This window comes from Phocaeicola plebeius (assembly GCF_003437535.1).
In the GTDB taxonomy this organism is placed as follows: domain Bacteria; phylum Bacteroidota; class Bacteroidia; order Bacteroidales; family Bacteroidaceae; genus Phocaeicola; species Phocaeicola plebeius_A.
The window spans coordinates 159,036-177,658 of sequence record NZ_QSQT01000001.1 but is presented as its reverse complement, the minus strand read 5'-3'; the positions used below and the strand labels follow the sequence as shown (position 1 = coordinate 177,658).

At 50.2% G+C, this 18,623-nt stretch carries 8 protein-coding genes and 1 pseudogene; all 9 read right to left on the bottom strand.

Annotation, left to right across the window (positions count from 1 at the left end; all coding sequences use genetic code 11):
• Positions 1 to 489: 489 nt before the first annotated feature.
• Entirely contained in the window at positions 490 to 1,533 is a 1,044-nt protein-coding gene (locus DXD04_RS00670; RefSeq protein ID WP_005809236.1) for an ABC transporter permease, read from the bottom strand.
• A 2-nt stretch (positions 1,534 to 1,535) separates the two neighbouring features.
• A pseudogene (locus DXD04_RS00665) lies at positions 1,536 to 1,763 on the bottom strand (hypothetical protein); the annotation flags it as partial.
• A gap of 121 nt (positions 1,764 to 1,884) precedes the next feature.
• Positions 1,885 to 3,243 carry an efflux transporter outer membrane subunit gene (locus DXD04_RS00660; protein WP_005809240.1) on the bottom strand — a complete coding sequence of 453 codons (1,359 nt, stop codon included), beginning with the start codon at positions 3,241 to 3,243 and terminating at the stop codon, positions 1,885 to 1,887.
• Entirely contained in the window at positions 3,244 to 6,357 is a 3,114-nt protein-coding gene (locus DXD04_RS00655; RefSeq protein ID WP_005809243.1) for an efflux RND transporter permease subunit, read from the bottom strand.
• Positions 6,354 to 7,475, bottom strand: a complete 1,122-nt coding sequence (locus tag DXD04_RS00650) for an efflux RND transporter periplasmic adaptor subunit (RefSeq protein ID WP_005809248.1) — start codon at positions 7,473 to 7,475, stop codon at positions 6,354 to 6,356. The genes DXD04_RS00655 and DXD04_RS00650 overlap by 4 nt, the downstream gene beginning before the upstream one ends.
• A complete protein-coding gene (gene tet(Q) / locus DXD04_RS00645) occupies positions 7,472 to 9,418 on the bottom strand; it encodes a tetracycline resistance ribosomal protection protein Tet(Q) (RefSeq protein WP_117670051.1) in 1,947 nt (648 codons plus the stop codon). The genes DXD04_RS00650 and tet(Q) overlap by 4 nt, the downstream gene beginning before the upstream one ends.
• A 662-nt stretch (positions 9,419 to 10,080) precedes the next feature.
• The gene (locus DXD04_RS00640; protein WP_117670049.1) at positions 10,081 to 15,897 is read right to left on the bottom strand and encodes an N-6 DNA methylase; all 5,817 of its coding nucleotides are present in this window, start codon (positions 15,895 to 15,897) and stop codon (positions 10,081 to 10,083) included.
• On the bottom strand, positions 15,887 to 16,339 hold the full coding sequence (locus DXD04_RS00635; protein ID WP_004304266.1) for a DUF1896 domain-containing protein: 453 nt from the start codon (positions 16,337 to 16,339) through the stop codon (positions 15,887 to 15,889). The genes DXD04_RS00640 and DXD04_RS00635 overlap by 11 nt, the downstream gene beginning before the upstream one ends.
• A 162-nt stretch (positions 16,340 to 16,501) precedes the next feature.
• Positions 16,502 to 18,589, bottom strand: coding sequence for a type IA DNA topoisomerase (locus DXD04_RS00630; protein ID WP_004291456.1), 2,088 nt, complete (start codon positions 18,587 to 18,589; stop codon positions 16,502 to 16,504).
• Positions 18,590 to 18,623 lie beyond the last annotated feature (34 nt).

Sequence of the window (18,623 nt, the reverse complement as noted above, 5' to 3'; positions counted from 1 at the left end):
ATGGCTCTGGTAAAGCCTTTACGGAGAGTACGTGAATGCACGCTATGCGTAAGCATAGCATAAGCATCACGCAATCGTCTCCGTAGTTCCAATTTACCAGATTTTCGCTTGAAACGCCTTGCGGTCTTATCCTATATGTTGGCGGCGAAAAGCTCCTGCCAATCGCCGTTTTTCTCAAATGTTATGCAAAGATAGCCAAATTCAGTGAATTACGGGCTATGATTGCTTGAATTTATATTTAATCTCCTATGCGCACTTTATCTCCTATCGAAACATTAATCTTGTCCAGGACTCCCGATATCTGCGATTTTATTTCGATCTCCTTCATCGGAAAAACATTGCCGGATATGTTTATTTCCTCTTTGATCTCGCGATATTGTGGTTGTGTAGTTTCGTAAATTGCCTTTGTACCTCTTAGCGAAGAACGAAAAGCAACAAATGCCAGTGTGGCGGAAAAGATGCAAATTAATATAATCTTAAATGTCTTCATTATCCTATATTTTCGTTTCTAATGGCGTCAATGGGTTGTATAACAGATGCTTTCATAGCCGGAAATGCTCCGGCAATGACACCGGACAAAATCAAGATAACCAAAGCGAGAACAGCTACATTTATATCTATTTCTGCATGCTTTATCATTGTCGCGTGACGGGCGCTTTCGAGCAACCAATTTATAATCTCAAGAATAGCTGCACCTGATATCAATCCGATGATACCGGAGATTACAGTTATGATGACAGATTCCGTCAGCATTAACACAAGAATGGATTTAGGAGTTGCTCCTACAGCCTTACGGATGCCTATTTCGCTACTCCTTTCTTTGATCACGACAAACATGATGTTGCTTACTCCAACAATACCACTTATCAGAAAACAAATTCCTACGATCCAGATAAACATTTTCAATCCATCAAAGAGTCCCTCAAAAGCAGATGTTTGTGTCTCAAAATTGATTATCTGTAAGGCTTGCTTATCAGAATAAGCAAATTGGTATTTATTAGCGATGAAGGCTCTCAGCTCATTCTCAAATCGCTTGGAATCAACTTCTTTGTTCAGATATAAACAGAAAGCGCGCAATGGAGTCTTATTGTCAATACAGTTTATGTAACTTGAGAAGGGCACATATACCGAATTGATTTCCGAAGCGCTGAAAATATCATCATTCTTTAGTACGCCTATCACCTTAAAATCAATACCGGCAATGTTGATCGACTTACCCAACGCTTTTTGATTATTAAATAAGGTCGTACTGACATTTTCGCCGATAATGGTAACATTACGGGTATTCTCGTCATCTCCTTTATTAAAATATCGTCCATCTTCGTTGATTTTAAGTATCTTAATTCCCATATAGTTTTCATTGATTCCTATAATCTTAAAAAGTCCGCTTTTAGCTTTATTCATCACTTGCGAATAAGGTCCTGTTATTTCAGGCGAAATAGCTTTTATCCCCGGGAACTGTTTCTTTATGCGGTTAAGAAAATGCAAATCGAAATGCAATTGTTCCCCTTCTCTGATATTCTTATACTTCACCCAGAATCCTCATCATTCCATACCATGACGGATTCACCATAAGTTACTAACGTGGTCACATAGCGGTGTGTGGTATTGATATTGTGCTGGGTTTGAAAAATAGCGATTGATTCATTCTCTATTTTCTGTACACGACTACGCTCGTGCAGAACAATAGCGACCATGCTGCCAATGATCGCCATTAAAAGAAAGTATCCTATAAATATTTTATGCTGCAAAAGTATTTTCATTGGCTTGATATTTTACAATCCAAATATTGCTTTCGTACAATATCTACATGCGGCAGAATCACGAAAAATATCCGAGATGAATAACACTAATAATAATTTCAAATTTTTCTATTTATTGCAGTTACATTCCTCCTCCCAACACATGATAAAGTTTGATTACACTTTGTATGCGTTCAAAACGAGTTTGTAGCTGTTGCACTTCCGCTTCGAGAAGAGACTGTTGGGCGGTCAACACTTCCAGATAGGTGGCATTGGAATGACGCATAAGCGATTCTGTCTTTCGCACAGCATCGCATAATGTTTCAACCTGTCGAGCATTGATTTCAATTTGCGATTTTGCCGTCTGCCATGCAGTCAGAGCATCGTTCACTTCTTTTCCAGCGTTCAGCAATGATTGCCGGAACAACAGTTTGGCTTCTTCCTGACGGCTTTTGGCTATCTTCAAGTTGGCGATGTTTGTGCCCCGGTTGAATAAGGGCTGTGTCAGGGAACCGATGGCATTGAGCAACCATTGTCCGGGATTTACGATTACGCCACCGCCGTTATTAGTCCATCCAAGAGTCCCCGAGAGGGTAATATTGGGATAGAAGGCGGCACGAGCCGCATTGGTGGCGTAGAACGCCTGCGCCAGTTCCATTTCAGCCTGACGCACGTCGGGACGGTTGGAAAGCAGTTGCAAAGGGACTCCAATCGAGACAGTATCGGGGAAAGCAGCCTCGGCCAGATTACTTCGTCCAATCGAGTGTGACGGCATGGCAAGTATCGCAGACAGGGCATTTTCTGTTTCGGAAATACTCTTGCGTATGGATAACAGGGATGCTTCGAGTCGCATCACGTTCGCCTTTGCCTGCAATACGCCGGCTTCGTTTGATTTCCCCACTTTTTTCAACGCTTCAAGAGTACGTACGGTAGTCCGCCAGTTCTCCAAAGTCCGGTTACTTATTGCCATTTGTGCGTCAAGCATGGCAAGGGTGTAGTAACTGTCTGCAATAGTGGCGACAAGCTGTGTCTGTACGGCCTGCCGGTAGGCACGGCTTCCTTGTAACGCGGCGGCTGCACCACGCTTTGCCGCCGTAAGTTTGCCGAAGATGTCCAGTTCCCAGCTTGCCGACGCTCCCACATTATATGTCTTTGCCGTTGCTCCGTCATGTTTATTGGCATTACCTTCGGCAGTCAGTCCCAGTGATGGAAGATATGATAGTCTGGCAGTCATCAGGACGGCTTCTGTCGCTTCCACGCGTAACCGTGCCACATTGAGGTCTGTGTTCCGTTCAAGTCCGGTTTCAATCAAGGACTGGAGTTTCGGGTCGGTAAACATTTCCCGCCACGACAGGGACGCGATGGTCGTTGTATCAATGTCCGCCGGTACGTCCCGATACAGATTCTCCGTTGAGAGGTCAGGACGATGATACCGGCTGTATGTGCCACAACCGGCAAACATCCATCCTGACAATATGATATATATTACTGTCTTCTTCATTTAATTATGCTTAACACGTTCTTGAATATATTGGAATACAATAAACAATGACGGCACAAGGAACAACAGAGCCAAAGTACCGACAATCATTCCACCGATTACACCTGTGGCAAGCGAACGGCTGCCGTTGGCACCCACTCCGTGCGCCATCATCAGCGGGACAAGACCGAACACCATGGACAGCACAGTCATCAATATAGGGCGCAGGCGGACTTTTGCCGCACTGTATGCTGCCTGTGCCAGCGTCATGCCTTCCGACCGCCGCTTGCCGGCGTATTCGGTAAGCAGGATGGCGGTCTTGGCAAGCAGGCCGATAATCATGATTAATCCGGTCTGCATGTAGATGTTGTTCTCCAGACCGAAGAGCCACGCAAACAGGAAACTGCCCATTAGTCCGCAAGGCACCGACAACAGAACCGCGAAGGGTATGAACACGCTCTCATACAAGGCGCACAGAATCAGATAGACCAGAACCATGCAGAGCAGGAATATAAGCGTGGCATTGTTGGTCGTCTTGCTTTCCTCACGCGAAATGCCGCCAAACTCGTATGTGTAATTTGACGGAAGCACTTCACGTGCCGTCTCGCCGATGGCTTCGAGCACCTGCCCTGAACTGTAACCCTGCGCCGGCGACCCGCTAATCGAGATGGCGTTGAACAGGTTGAAACGGGTGAGGTCTGACGGGCCGTTGGTCTTGGTCAGGCGCACGAACCGGCTCAAAGGCGACATGCCGCCATCGGAGGCGCGCACATACATGTGGTGCAGGGATTCCGCATTCACACGATATTCCGCCGGAGCCTGCATGGTCACATGGTAGAGCTTGGAGAACCGGTTAAAGTCGGAAACATATTGTCCGGTATAATAGCCCGACAATGTGGAAAGCACATCTGCGGGCGACACACCCGACTGCTCACATTTGGCGGCATCGATATCCACCCAGTATTGCGGATAGTCCGTGGCAAAGGAGGAATAGACTTCGCCGATTTCGGGTCGTTGCGACAAGGCTTCGACAAACTTGTCCGCCTCTTCCTTGAAAGCGGCGATGTTTCCGCCCGCCTTGTCCTGCAAATAAAGCTCGAAACCGTTTCCCATGCCGTACCCGGCAATCATCGGAGGCGACATGGCGAACACCGTGGCATCGGGAATATCTGAAGTGGCGGCATAAATCTTTCCGATGACATCATTCACCGACTGCCCCTCTCCCTTACGATCCTCCCAGTCTTTGAGTGTCACGAAATACATCGCCTGCGAGGGACCGGAACCGCTGAAAGAGAAACCGGCTACCGCACCGCTGTATTCAATCTCGCCGATGCTGTCGAGACGGCTGTTGATACGCTCCATCACCTTACTTGTCTGAGCCATGGATGTGCCGGGCTTCGTGTTCATGCTCACCATGACCGTCCCGGTGTCCTCTTCGGGAATAAGTCCCGTCTTTGTGACATTGACCAGCAGCACCAGCAACCCGAAAGAAATGCCTATGATGCTCCACAACAGCCATCGGCGATGGATAATGAACATCACTCCACGTACATAGCGTCGGCTCAGACTGTCGAAGACGGCATTGAACGCTTTACGGAAACGGGCTGCAAAATTGTTCTTAGTGTTGCCCTGCTCATCGATATAGGGTTTCAGCAGCAGCGCGCAAAGTGCCGGTGAGAGTGTGAAGGCATTGACTGCCGAGATTCCCACGGCAACAGCCATCGTGATACCGAACTGCGTGTAGAACGCTCCCGAAGTCCCGCCCATCATGGCTACGGGGAAAAACACTGCCATAAAGATTATGGTAGAGGTCAGGATAGCCGACGAAACGCCTTTCATGGCATCATCAGCCGCGAGAACTGCTGATTGATAGCCCTCATCGAACTTCGCCTGCACCGCTTCCACCACCACAATGGCATCATCGACCACGGTTCCGATGGCAAGCACAAGCGCGAACAGGGTGAGCAGGTTGATGGAGAATCCAATCATGGACATCACGGCAAATGTGCCGATGATGGAAACGAAGATGGATATGGTAGGGATAAGCGTTGACTTGATGTCCTGCAAGAACACATACACCACCACGATGACCAGAAGTATCGCTTCCAATAAGGTGCGGAGGACAGAGTGGATGGAGGCATACAGGAACTTGTTGGTATCGGTAAGCACCACGAATTCCGTCCCTTCGGGCAAGTCCCGGCTAAGGTCGTCAAGCACTTCGTGAATCTCCTTGATGGTGCTTGATGCATTGGACCCGGCTTTCTGGTTGATGAGCATCATAGCTGCCGGATGCCCGTTCACCTCGGAGGAATAGTTGTAGTATTCATCGCCCAGTTCCACATCGGCAACCTCTTTCAACCGAAGCACATTGCCGCCCGGCAGTGACTTGACGACCAGCTCACCGAACTCTTCCGCTCCGGACAAGCGTCCGCGGTATTTCATCGTGTATTCATTGGCGGTAGGATGATTGGCACCGAAGGAGCCGGTGGCGGCCTCGATGTTCTGTCGTGCAAGTACGGCAGAGATGTCATCGGGGATAAGCCCGTATTGCGCCATCTTGTCGGGACGCAGCCAAAGTCGCATGCTGTAGTTGGAACCGAACAACTGTGCCTTTCCCACGCCGCTGATACGTTTCAGCCTCGGCTCGACATTGATTTTCACGTAATTGCTCAGGAAGGTCTGGTCGAAGCGGTCATCGGGCGAATAGAGCGCGAAAGTCATCAGTTCGGCATTCTGCTGCTTTTCAGTGGTGACACCGGTCTTGGTGGCTTCCGCCGGAAGTTGGCTCAGTGCGCCGTTCACGCGGTTCTGCACGTTTACCGCCGCCATGTCCGCGTTGGTTCCCTGTTTGAAATAGATGTTGATGGAAGCATCTCCCGTATTCGATGCCGTGGAAGTCATATAGGTCATGTCTTCCACTCCGTTGATGGCTTCTTCCAGAGGGGTTATCACTGCCTTCTGCACGGTTTCAGCGTTTGCTCCCGGATAAGTTGCGAATACGTTGATGGTCGGAGGTGCGATGTCGGGGTATTGTTCCACCGGCAAGGAAAACATGGAAATCATGCCCAACAGTACAATCACCACCGAGATAACGCCCGAAAACACCGGGCGGTCTATAAAAAATCGCAGGTTCATTTCGTTTCGTTTTTAGGGGTTATGCTCATGCCTTCTCTCACCAGTCCCACGCCTTCGGCGACAATGGTGTCACCGACCGAAAGACCTTCTTTTACGATAAACCGGTTGCCGTCGTTCAGGCGGTCCACCGTGAGATAGGCGGCTTCCGCCTGTCCGTTTTTCAGACGGTAAGCGATAATCTTGTCCTGCAGTTCCACGGTGGCGGTCATGGGAATGGTTACGGCCTCCGTTTTCGGGTTTTGAAGGATGACATTGCCGATGCTGCCACTCAACAGTTCGCGGTCGGGATTGGGGAACAGGGCTTTGATTTGTACCGTTCCGGTAACAGGATCCACCACGCCGCTTACGGTTTCAATACGTCCTTTCGCCTTGTACAGGCTGCCGTCGTTGAGTTGCAGGCCCACTTCCGGCGTCCCGGCTATCATGCTGTCAATCGAGCCATAGCGAGCCGAATATCGCCGTAGCATATTCTCCGAAATGGAGAAATAGGCATACATCTCCGCATTGTCGGACACGACCGTGAAAGGCTGTGCCATATTGGGACCGACAAGCGCACCGATGCGATAGGGCAATGTGCCTACTACTCCGTTGCTCGGGCTTTTGATTTCCGTATAGGAGAGATTGTTGCGTGCATCCGATTCTTGTGCCTTTGCCTGTTCGAGTTCAGCACACGCCACTGCCAGTTGGTTCCGGGCGAGAGAAAGCTCGTAGTCGGATATGACCTTCTCGTCAAACAATGCCTGCTTGCCCCGCAGCTCGATTCTTGCCGTTTCCACTTTTGCCTGTGCCGCGCTGACATTGGCCTGCGCCGTGCGTAATGCCGCCCGATAGGGCACTTGGTCAATTACAGCCAATACTTGACCGGTCTTCACCCGTTCACCCTCTTTCACTTTCAGACGGATAATGCGCCCGGATATTTGCGGCAGGATGTCCACATCCTGCCGTCCGCGTATGGCGGCGGAATAGGACTCGGAGATTTCCACCGGACTTGCCGCGACCTTTATGACCCGATAACTCTGCACCGCATCCTGCTTGCCGTCCGCCTGCCTGCATCCGGTCGGCAGGAACAGCATGAGAGCAAATGCGGCGAAATTCGTGATAATGAATTGCTTGTTCATATTTTCTTCTTGTTTTGTATTAATTCATAAATTGATTTTTGGAACATGAATAAAAGTTTATCTTTTTCGTTCATGCGGATATTATCAGAATAATCGCCTTTTGTTATTTGATACCCGCATGGCTTGACCATAAAAACGCCTAAGCCCTTAGTGTATGAACTTACTTCTGAGGCGTAGTCTTTACTTGTATTTAATGGAACTTTCCCTTTAATATGACACCACTCATTATTGCAACTGATGTCTTCAATCTCAGACATCATTTTTTGCAAATCTGTAATAGCTTTGGAACTTGCCGCTTGGGGTATCTGCAACTCAAAATAGAGCATCGGTTCGAGAATGTCCACACCTGACTGTTGCAAGGCCAGCCTGAAGACATAAGGGGTCAGCTGTCTGAAATCAGCAGGTGTACTTACCGGGCTATAATACTCGGCTTGAGTAAAAGTTACTTTCAGATCAGTCACTTCCCATCCATGTAAACCAGATTGGCAAGACATACGAATCCCTTCAAAAACGGCATTTTGAAAAGAATGGTTCAGATAACCATAGGAGATGTCACTTTCGATTTGCAACCCTGTCCCTAACGGCAAGGGTTCAAGCGTCAGCCCTATTGTGGCCCAGTAAGGGTTGGGTGGCACTTCGATCTGAATAATCTTATTGACCTTTTTTACAGGTCGTTCTTTGTAGATAGTCTTGATCTCATCAAAATGGACCTTTACGGAAAATCGTTCTTCCAGCAATGTCTGTATGATTTCCTTTTGTGTCAAACCATATAACGAGATTTCCAATTCATCACTATATGAGTTTATGGAAAAGGACAAAGACGGGTCTTCAATCCACAATGTATTCAGAGCGGATATCACCTTGCTTCTCTCTTCGGACCTGTCTGGCCGGACGGAGGATTTGAGAGCGGGATGCTGATGAGATAACCCTTGAATCAAACAAGGTTTAGTACCTAAATAATCTCCGATTCGAAAATCTTCCATATCTTCTACAATCGCGATATCATTGGCCCCCACTTCATCAACATTTATCTCTCTGCCCTGATAAATAGTCTTTAGATTTTTAATCTTGATGAATTTTTCCGAATCGTTGATTCTTACAATGTCTCGAAGTCTCAGACTTCCGTCAATTATTTTTAGAAAACTTCTTTTATGTCCTTTGGGGTCATGCTCTATCTTATAGAGATAAGCTGAAAGTCTGTTTGAGACTGATTCTGGAGGAAGTATAAAAGAAGAGATGGCGTCCAACAACTCATTGATACCGATATTGAACATTGCTGATCCATGTAGTACCGGATAGACTTTGGCTTTTGCCACAAGATCGATTATCGTATTCCAATAATCAGCCGGTGAAATTTCGCTATCCGCCAAATATCGTTCTAATATATTGTCGTCATGGTTGCATACAAATTCTTTGTATTCTTCCTTTATATATGTTTGGGAGCAAATCGGATAAACCAATCCATCGACAACAGTTTGCATAAACAGGACATCTTGAGACAGATTTGTTTTTATATCCAGATACAAACGCTCTAAATTCACACCGTCACGGTCAATTTTATTGATAAATATAATTGTCGGGATTTGCAGTTTTTGTAAAGTATTGAACAGCAACTTTGTTTGCGCTTGTATGCCTTCCTTTGCGGATAAGATGAGGACTGCTCCATCAAGCATTTTGAATGTCCGCTCCACTTCCGCAATAAAATCCATGTGTCCCGGAGTGTCAATGATATTGCATTTCACTCCATTCCAGATAATAGATGTCGTAGAAGCCCGAACAGTAATTCCTCTACGTTTCTCTATATCCATAGAGTCTGTTATGGTGTCACCATTATCCACACGGCCGCACTTTTCCGTTGCTCCACTGGCAAACAGCAGATTCTCGGTTACGGAAGTTTTTCCTGCATCAATGTGAGCAAGAATTCCTAAATTTATAATATTCATTTGGATTAAGCAATAATATACTACAATAGATGCATTGTCGAAACGCACCTTTTAATACCTCCTCGTAGCATGTGAGAACTACAGGATTACTAACTCGTATTAATATGTATATTATTACTGCCGCATAACGATTGCAAAATTACACAAAAAAAATATATCTAACAAAAGTGGGAGGATTTTTTAACTTTTTTTACCATAGACATTTTATTAGGGAAGCGTAGGTTCAACTGGTAAGTACAAATAAGTAGAAATGTTTGAACAACAACGTTTTAGGAAGTTGAAAAAAATCAAGTTTCTCTCTCGGTATAACGTTTATTTTGGCCAATATCTTCTTTAGTTTGGCATTTGAGTATTTCCCATTCGTGTTCTATTTAGCTCCTTATTATGAGTATGTAGCAAGTTGCTTATCAAATTCAGCCTCTTTGAGGGTCAAATATGGTTTTGCAAATGGTGACTGACAAGACATAAACAAGGTCAGCAGGATTTTTTACATAAATGGACATGAATGTATATAACCTAAAATAAGAATAAATTTTAATAAGGGCTGCCCAAAAAGAAAAAAAATGCAGTTGCCATCCTACAGATACTTGCAGAAAGGATAAAATTTACTTTTAGACCTTTTGGGATAGCCCTTATTAATACTTCAGATAAAATTCCTAAGGTTATATTTTCAATCCTTTGGACCGGGTTTCCTCCTTGGCATACAGCCCCGGATGCCCAGTTATGGTGTGATTGGCGATAATACTTTCCGATGGATTGCGTATTTGCGGTGATGTATCTTCGGGATATTGCCTGATACCGTTTCGCACACCTTTCGCTTCCGGTTTGACCTGTTGCCCTTCATGCTCCTTTTCGGTGATTTCGGGTGTAGGCGGCGCAAGTTCCAGCTGTATCTTGCGGTCAAGGGCGGCAAGTTCGGACTTCAACTGTTTCAGTTCTTCCTCCTTCTTCCACACCTTGCCTGCTATCTCCTGCAACTGCGGTATCTCACGTTCCAAGACCTCATTCTTCGCTTTATACTGGTCGATGATGGAGGGGATTCTCTCAATCGCGTTGAGGAAGTTGCGGGCGGCGGCCAACGGGTCAGCCAGCGCCAGATGCCCGTTGTTGTAGGTGTACTTGTAGTTCCCCTCGACCACGAAGCGGTTGTCGGTAAACTCCAATCCCTCTTTGAGTATCCTTTCGCTGACCACCTTTATCGGGAAACCGTAAAACTCTCCAACCTGCGTGTACAACCCTCCGGTCGTGGCATTCTTGGCTATCTCCTGCAAACGCTTTCCGATGACTTTCTCATCGGCGGAATCCACTCCGTCCACCTTTATTATATTAAGGTGATTGCCCTCCTTGTCGGTCTGCACCACAGAGAGGAAGCGGTTCCAGTCCTCCGTCATGGCATCTATGAAAGCCGTGTTGTTGCGCAACTCGCCGGTCTTCGATTCCAGCTTGAACTCCGAATCACGCTTGCCCTTGTTGAACGACTTGCGTTCCCCTTCGAGCGAGGCGATACGTTTTTCCAGTTTCGCCTTGTCCAGCAGGTCGGTGTTGCCGGATAGCAACGCCATATATTCCGAGAAGTTCATGCCCGATTTCTCGTCCATTGCCCCCTCGTCGATGGTACGCGCTTCCATAGCACCGCTTTTAAGCTGGCTGATGAAAGTCTGCTTGCAGTGCAGGAGGTTGAACTTGTAACTGTCCAGTGATTTTTCCACCGCGTAGATTATTACGTCCACGTTGTTCCCGGCGAAATGCTTGGCTATCTCGTTGCCTGCTCTAACTCCCCGTCCGTCACGCTGTTGCAGGTCGGACGGTCGCCACGGCGTATCAAGATGATGAATTGCCACACACCGTTTCTGTGCGTTCACACCCGTTCCGAGCATGGAGGTGGAGCCGAACAGCACACGCACCGTCCCGGCGTTCATGGCGTCTATCACCGCCTTCCGCGCCTTGTCGGTCTTGCACTCCTGAATGAAGCGCACCTCGCTTGGCGGTATACCGTAGTCCTCCGTCAGTTTGCGCTTGATTTCCGAATAGACGTTCCACCCGTCGCCCGGCTGGTATGTCCCCAAATCAGAGAAAACGAACTGCGTGCCTTTCTGGGCGTCGTATTTTTGATAATACTCCGCGATCATCTTGGCACAGTGACTCGCTTTGTTGTCGGGATGATCTTCGTAATTCGGGTCTATCATGCGCATGTCGAGTGCCATTTTCCGGGCATAGTCCGTGGCGATGAGCATCTTCGCCTTTTCTTCCGTTTCCGAAAGCGGCAGCCTGCCCAACAAGGTGGCATCGCCCGTCTTGGCGAACTGCATCAGTTTCTGTATGAAGTCCTCCTGTTCCGGCGTGGGCGGTATATGGTGCAGTATCTCGTTCTTGGCAGGACGGTCAACGCCCACATCCTCCGCCGTGCGGTAGTCCGTGATTTCATTATAGAAGGCGGCAAGCTCCGGCACTTTGATGAAGTAGCGGAAACGCTCCTTCTGGACCACATTGTTCGTCACGTTAAATTCAAAATCCGTCGTCTTCTTGGCAAATATCGCCGCCCAAGCGTCGAAACACCTTATGTCCTGCCGTTCCAGCTCCTTCGGGCGCAGGTACTTGAACAGCAGGTACAATTCAGTCAGTGAGTTGCTGATAGTCGTGCCGGAGAGGAAGGTCGCACCCAAGTCTTTTCCTGTGCGCTCCTGTATGGTGCGTATGGCAAAGAGCATGTTAAGTGCCTTCTGGCTTCCCTCGCTGTTTCCCAATCCCGCCACACGGTCGTGGCGCGTGTTGAAAGTCAGATTCTTGAACTGGTGGCTCTCATCTATGAAGATGTGGTCGATGCCCATCTGCTTGAAATCCACCACGTCGTCCGTGCGTGACTTTATGGCGTGTTCCACCTTCTCCAGCTTCGCTTCAAGGTTGTGCTTGCGCTTCTCCAATCCTTTCAGCATCGCCCGCGACACGTTCTTTCCCTGCTGCCGTAGCACTTCGAGGTTTTCCTCCACCGTGTCAAGCTCTGCTTGCAGGATGCGCTGCTGCAATTCCGGCGACTGCGGTATCTTGCCGAACTGGTCGTGCGACATGATGACGCAATCGTAGTCGTTGTTCTTTATATTATTGAAGAAGCGCACACGGTTGGCGGTCGAAAAGTCCTTCTCCGAAGCGTACAGAATACGTGCGTTGGGATATGCCGCCTGATAGGTGGCTGCAATCTCCGCAACGTTGGCTTTCAGCCCGATAATCATCGGCTTGTGTGCCAAATTCAGACGCTTCATCTCATGCGCGGCGATGCACATTATCAGCGTCTTACCGGTTCCCACCTCGTGGTCGCAAATTCCGCCGCCGTTCTGTTTCAACATCCAGACGCAATCCATCTGTGAGGGATAGACGCTCTTGATACCCCGGCTTGCCAGCCCTTTCAGGTTGAGGTCGGGAAAGGTCTGATGGGAGCCGTCGTAGCGCGGGCGCACGAAACAGTTGAACTTGCGGTTATACATCGTCACAAGCCGCTCCTTGAACTGCGGCGACTGCTCTTCGAGCCATTCGGAGAAGCCGTTTCGTATCTCGTCAATCTTGGCGTTGGCGAGTTGTATTCCCTCGCTGTCGCGCATCTTGATGTCGTTGCCATGCTCGTCCTTGCCGATGGACTTCATCATGTCAGGGCAGGTGTTGTGCAGGGCGTGTTTTAGGAGGTGCATACCGTCATAGTTCCGGTAATACCCCTTCACCAGAAACTCGTCCGTGATTTTCATGGTGCGGTAGCCGCACACCACCGAAAACTCGTCCATGCTTGCGGAATAGGCGATTTTCACCTCCGTGTCGAACAGCCGGCTCATGTAGGCGGCATAGACACCCGTCGGAATCCAGCGTTCCCCGAAATTGAAGTCCAGATCCTCGAAGGCGATGCGCTGCGGCTCGGCATCTTTCAGAGCCTCCAACGCCTGCTTCACCTCCGGCATACGCTCATTTTCGGGATTGTCACCCATCCATGCCTCTATGCGTTCCGCTTTCTCTATGACATTTCCGGCGATGAAACGGTCTTTGATTTCGTAACCGGTCACGAGCGGATTGTAGTAGATGCGCCCTTGCAGGGCAGTGAGCAAATCCTCCGCCGTGCTGTCGGTTATCTCCCGCATATAGTCGAGATTGACCGTACCATATTTGTTGAGCGACGCAGACAGGGCTTCTTCGGGAGAGCCTACGTTGGCATGGCTCTCCACCGCGAAGGAAACAGGATGCTCGAAGATGTCCGCCTTGACGAACTTTCCGTTTTCCATCCGTTCCAGCGAAAGGATGTCGCGCCCGCCCGCATCCATCATCACTAACTTCACGTTCTGCTTGGCGTTGAGGTTGCCGTAGCGCATGACAAACTCATCGTAACAGGTATTCAGATGCTCTCGCCACGGAACATTTGCCTCGCGCCGGAGCGATTCATAACGGTACAGACGCTCGTAGGCGTCACGCAGCGACACATACAACAACGCCTTTTCCTTCTGGTATCCTTTCAGGTCGAGCGGCTGGAATGTCGCCCCGTATGGCGTGATGTCTTTCAGGTAGCCGATGTTATGACGCCCCCGGTCAGCCACCAGCGACCCTTCGCGCAGGTGCATCTCCGGCGTGCGGTGGTAGGCACGCGGAGAAAGGTCCACGACTTCCTCCTTCGGCTTTTCCGCTTCGATGTCGGGGAAAAGGAAAGTCCCCACCGCTTCCGATGGGGTATCTGTAACGGCAGGTGCGGCGACTGCCTCCGGCTGTGTTTCCTCCTGTCGTGGCTGCTCACGGGAAGTTTCCGGCACGGCTTTCACTTCCGTCTTTTCCGCCACTTGTTTCTCGTTATGCTGCCTTGCCAGTTCCCGAAGTTCTTTCCTACGCTCCGGCGTCAAACCCATCATCATTTCATAGAAACCGTTGATGGGAGGATTGGTATCCCAGTCCAGTGTGGCATAGATGTCGTCCGGGTCGGCAGGCTTGGCGGTGTTCTCCGCTTTCACCTCCTTATTCTCCATTGCGGGTTTTGCAGTTGGAGCTGTCGGTGTAACCGTGACTTTCGGTTTGGGCGGAGTGGACTTTGCCGTAACTGCCTTTTTCACCGTCTTTTTCTTTTTGGAGGTTTTCGGTTGGCTGACCTCTTCCGTCATCCCCCAGAGGTCAAGCAGGGTGAGCTGCACGCCTGCGGAATATTGCGGGCGCGGTTCTATCTCCGGCTTTTCATCTGCGGGTTGCGGCTTTTCTGTCGGAGTTTCCACCGTCTGCGCCGAGGATACTGTTTCCAATTTTATGGCAGGACGCTCTACTTTATTTTGAACGGCAACTTTTTCTTCCGTTCCTGCCTGCCGGATTGAACCCGAATACAAGCGCATGGCAAGCCTGTAATGGAAATCCTCGTCGAGCATACGGCGCAAATCCCCGGCGATGCCTGCTGCCTTGCCCTCGTGCAGATAAACCATAGCGGGCTTCCCGTAGGGTTCTGTGTCAAGTTTCGCCATCGTATGCACGATGCGTTCCGGGTGGTGGATGAAATAGGCGTTGTCGGTCAGGGCGGTTTTCGTGTCCGTCTGTATCACGGTCATCAGCCGCTCGTCCTGCGACATTTCCTTCTTGCTGAGGTTCTTTTGCAGGACAATCAGGTCACTGCCCACCTCCGTGCCCGCGTTGTCCGTGAACAGGTTGTTGGGCAGGCGTATCGCGGATACCAGATTGGCCTGACTGAACAGCTCGTTACGCACGGAGGTCTTGGTGCTATTCAATACCCCTTGCGAGGTGATGAACGCCACGATACCGCCGTCACGCACGGCATCCAGTCCTTTGAGAAAGAAATAGTTGTGGATGGTTTTCTGGGCGGAGCGTCTGCCGAAAGAGTCGCTCCGCTGAAACTCCGCGTCGAACACGGCAATGTCACCGAACGGAATGTTGGACACCGCCAAGTCGAAATAATTGTTGAACGGTCTTTCGATTTTCTCAAAACCGCAGGTGCGCATTTTCTGGTCGGGATAGAGATGCCTCAAGATTGTACCCGTGAGCAGATCCTTCTCGAAAGCCATCACATCCGCATTGGGGCTGTGCCGCAGCATGGAATCCACGAACACGCCGACACCTGCCGACGGTTCGAGCATACGGGCGGGGCGGACGCTGTAATCTGCCAGCACGTCCGCGATGGTGTCGGTTATCTCTTTGGGGGTGTAGAAAGCGGTCAGCACGGACGCTTTCAGCGAATCCACAAACCGCTTGTACTCTGTTTCGTCCTTGCTGTTCTCACGGATAAGCCTGTGCAGCTCCACCGTCGGGGCGAACAGTTCGAGGTCGGATTTCGCCCACCGGACGGCATCCGTCAGTTCCTTTGCAGGGTTGAGGATACATTTCAGACCGCCGAAACCGCAGTACCTTTGAAGTATGGCACGCTCTTCGGTTGTCGCTGTCCTATTTTCCCTGTCAAGGATGAATGCCGTCCGTATCGCCTCGATGTTGTCCCGCAGTTTCTGTTTGCGGTTAAACGCCATATTCGTCTAAGTAAAGGACGGTTGCTCCCGTCAGCTCCGTGTAGAGCAGGTCGTAATCGGAAGACAGGGCGAAATTGTCATCCGAGAGGTCATAGACGGAGAACACGTTGCCGACAAGCGGCAGCAGTTTCAGGACAAAGGCTTCACGCTTCTCTTCCGGCACTTCATCGGCAAACTCGTTTTCCACGACTTCGCGGAGGATGGCGTAACGGGAATAATGCAGCCCGCGCAGCAGCGTGTCCATCGCCAGTTCCTGCGCACCATCGGCGGGATAGCCTTCAAGCCGTGCCCTCTCATACGTTTCGGCGGCACGGTCGGCCCGTTCCCGTATGAAAGCGGTGTCGTCAGCCTGTTCAAACTTGTTCGTGCGGAGATAGTCCAGCAGGTACAGACCGTAATAGGAAAAGTCGGTCTGACCCTCGTTTTTCTTCTTGTTGTTCATTACTTTGGATTTAGCGGATTGATAATTAACGGGATAATCGGTTGGAAAAAGGAAGAAAAAGGCACTCGGTATCCCTCCGAGTGCCACCACTAAATCCAAAGTATGAGTGTAATCCGGTATCGAAGAACAATTCATTACTCTGAACAAGTGGCAAAGTTAATACTATTTCTTCCGTCCTGAAAATTTCTTGTCCTTTTTAGCCTCCGGGAACACAAAAGTCGTGTTATATTCCCCGTCAAAGGCGACAACAGCATCGAAACTCTTGCCCTGTTTGCTCTTGAACCCTTTGAGCAGCTTGGTATGCCCTTCGGTGAGCAGGTCTTTGATTTCATCGTCGGACAGGGTGCGTCCCGCTTTCAGCCGGAACACGGGCAGTCCGCACTCCGTGTTGTCGCAGCGTACCACCTTGCCGTAGAACCGCATCCTGCCCGTGCCACACTTGGGACACGCGCAGCCGGAGTCACGGCTGCCGAAGAGCTTGTCGCACGAGATCAGTTCGGAGGTTATCTCACGTGTGTACGCCTCTATCTCCTTGCGGAAGGTGTCGTCGGACAGTTCCCCGCGCTCGATACGCGCCAGCTCCTTTTCCCATTCGCCCGTCATGGCAACATCGGCGATGCGCATCGTCTTGACGACGGAATTGAGGGCAAGTCCTTTTTCGGTGGGAACAAGCGACTTCTTGCAGCGTTCCATGTAACCGCGCTTGAAAAGCGTTTCGATGATGGAGGCGCGTGTGGCGGGAGTACCGATGCCACAGTCCTTCATCGCCTGCCGCAGTGCGTCGTCCTCAATTTCCTTGCCCGCCGTTTCCATTGCCGAGAGCAGGGTGGCTTCGGTATGCAGCGGCTTGGGTTTGGTCTTTCCTTCGGTAATGGACGAGCCTTTCGGTGTCAGCGTGTCGCCTTCCTGCCAGCCGGGGATGGTAATTTCCTCTTTTTCCTCGCCATAGACGGCACGCCATCCGGTTTGCTTCACGACGCTGCCTTTTACGGTAAACTCCACTCCGGCACATTCCGCCGTGACAGTGGTCACATCCTTGACGCATTTCTCAGAGAATGCCTCGACCATGCGCCCGGCAATCATCTGATAGATGGTATTGTCCTCTTTGGAGAGGAAGAGCGGTTTCTCACCCGTGACGAGCAGGGCATGGTGGTCTGTCACCTTGCCGTCGTCCACGCTGCGGCGTGTCGGGGCGGCTTTTGCCCGCACCTTGTCTTTCCATTCGGGCTGTGTGCCGATGAAAGCGAGCAGTTTGGGAATTTCGGCAAACACGTCTTCGGGGATGTAGCGGCTTCCCGTTCTCGGATAGGTTATCAACTTCTTTTCGTAGAGTTTCTGCGCGATTTCAAGCGTCTGTTCCGCCGTGAAGCCGTGCTTGGCGTTGGCTTCTTTCTGGAGCGTGGTCAGGTCGTAGAGCAAGGGAGTTTCCTCCGTCTTCTCCTTGCGCTCGGCTTTCGTGACAGTGGCGCAACCTGCCGCCTTTACCTTATTATATAGTTCCATCGCCGGTTCTTTCTCTTTCCATTTCTCGGAGGATGAGAATTTCACGACTTCGCCGTCGCAACCGTCCGTTGCGATATGGAGCTGCCAGAATGCTTCGGACGTAAAGCGGCGGTTCTCCCAGTAGCGTTCACATACCATAGCCAACGTTGGTGTCTGCACCCGCCCCACGGAATACGTGCCGTGTCCGGCGGCGATGGATAACGCCTGTGTGCCGTTGATGCCCACGAGCCAGTCGGATTCGCTCCGCGCTTTGGCGGCGAGGTAGAGGTTGTCGTATTTGCTGCCGTCTTCGAGTTTCCGCAGTCCCTCGCGGATAGCTTTGTCGGTGAGAGAGCTGATCCACAGGCGCACGAAAGGAGTGGTGCAACCCGTATAGTGGTAGAGGTAGCGGAAGATAAGCTCTCCCTCGCGTCCGGCATCGGTCGCCACGATGATATGTTCGCTTGTGTCGAACAGTCTTTTGATGACTTTTATCTGCGACACCACGCCGCTGTCGGGCTTGTAACCTTTCTCCGTCCTGACCTGACGGGGGACGAGCGTGAATGTGTCGGGAATAATCGGGAGGTTGTCACGGACAAATCCGCGCACGCCGTAGCCGTCGGGCATGGCAAGCTGAACGAGGTGTCCGAATGCCCATGTCACGGCATAACCGCCTCCCTCGAAATATCCTTCCTCTCTCTTTGTCGCGCCCACGATGCGGGCGATTTCACGTGCCACGGAGGGCTTTTCTGCAATGATTGTCTTCATGTCTTCTTCTTTTTTGTTGATACTTTGGATTTTA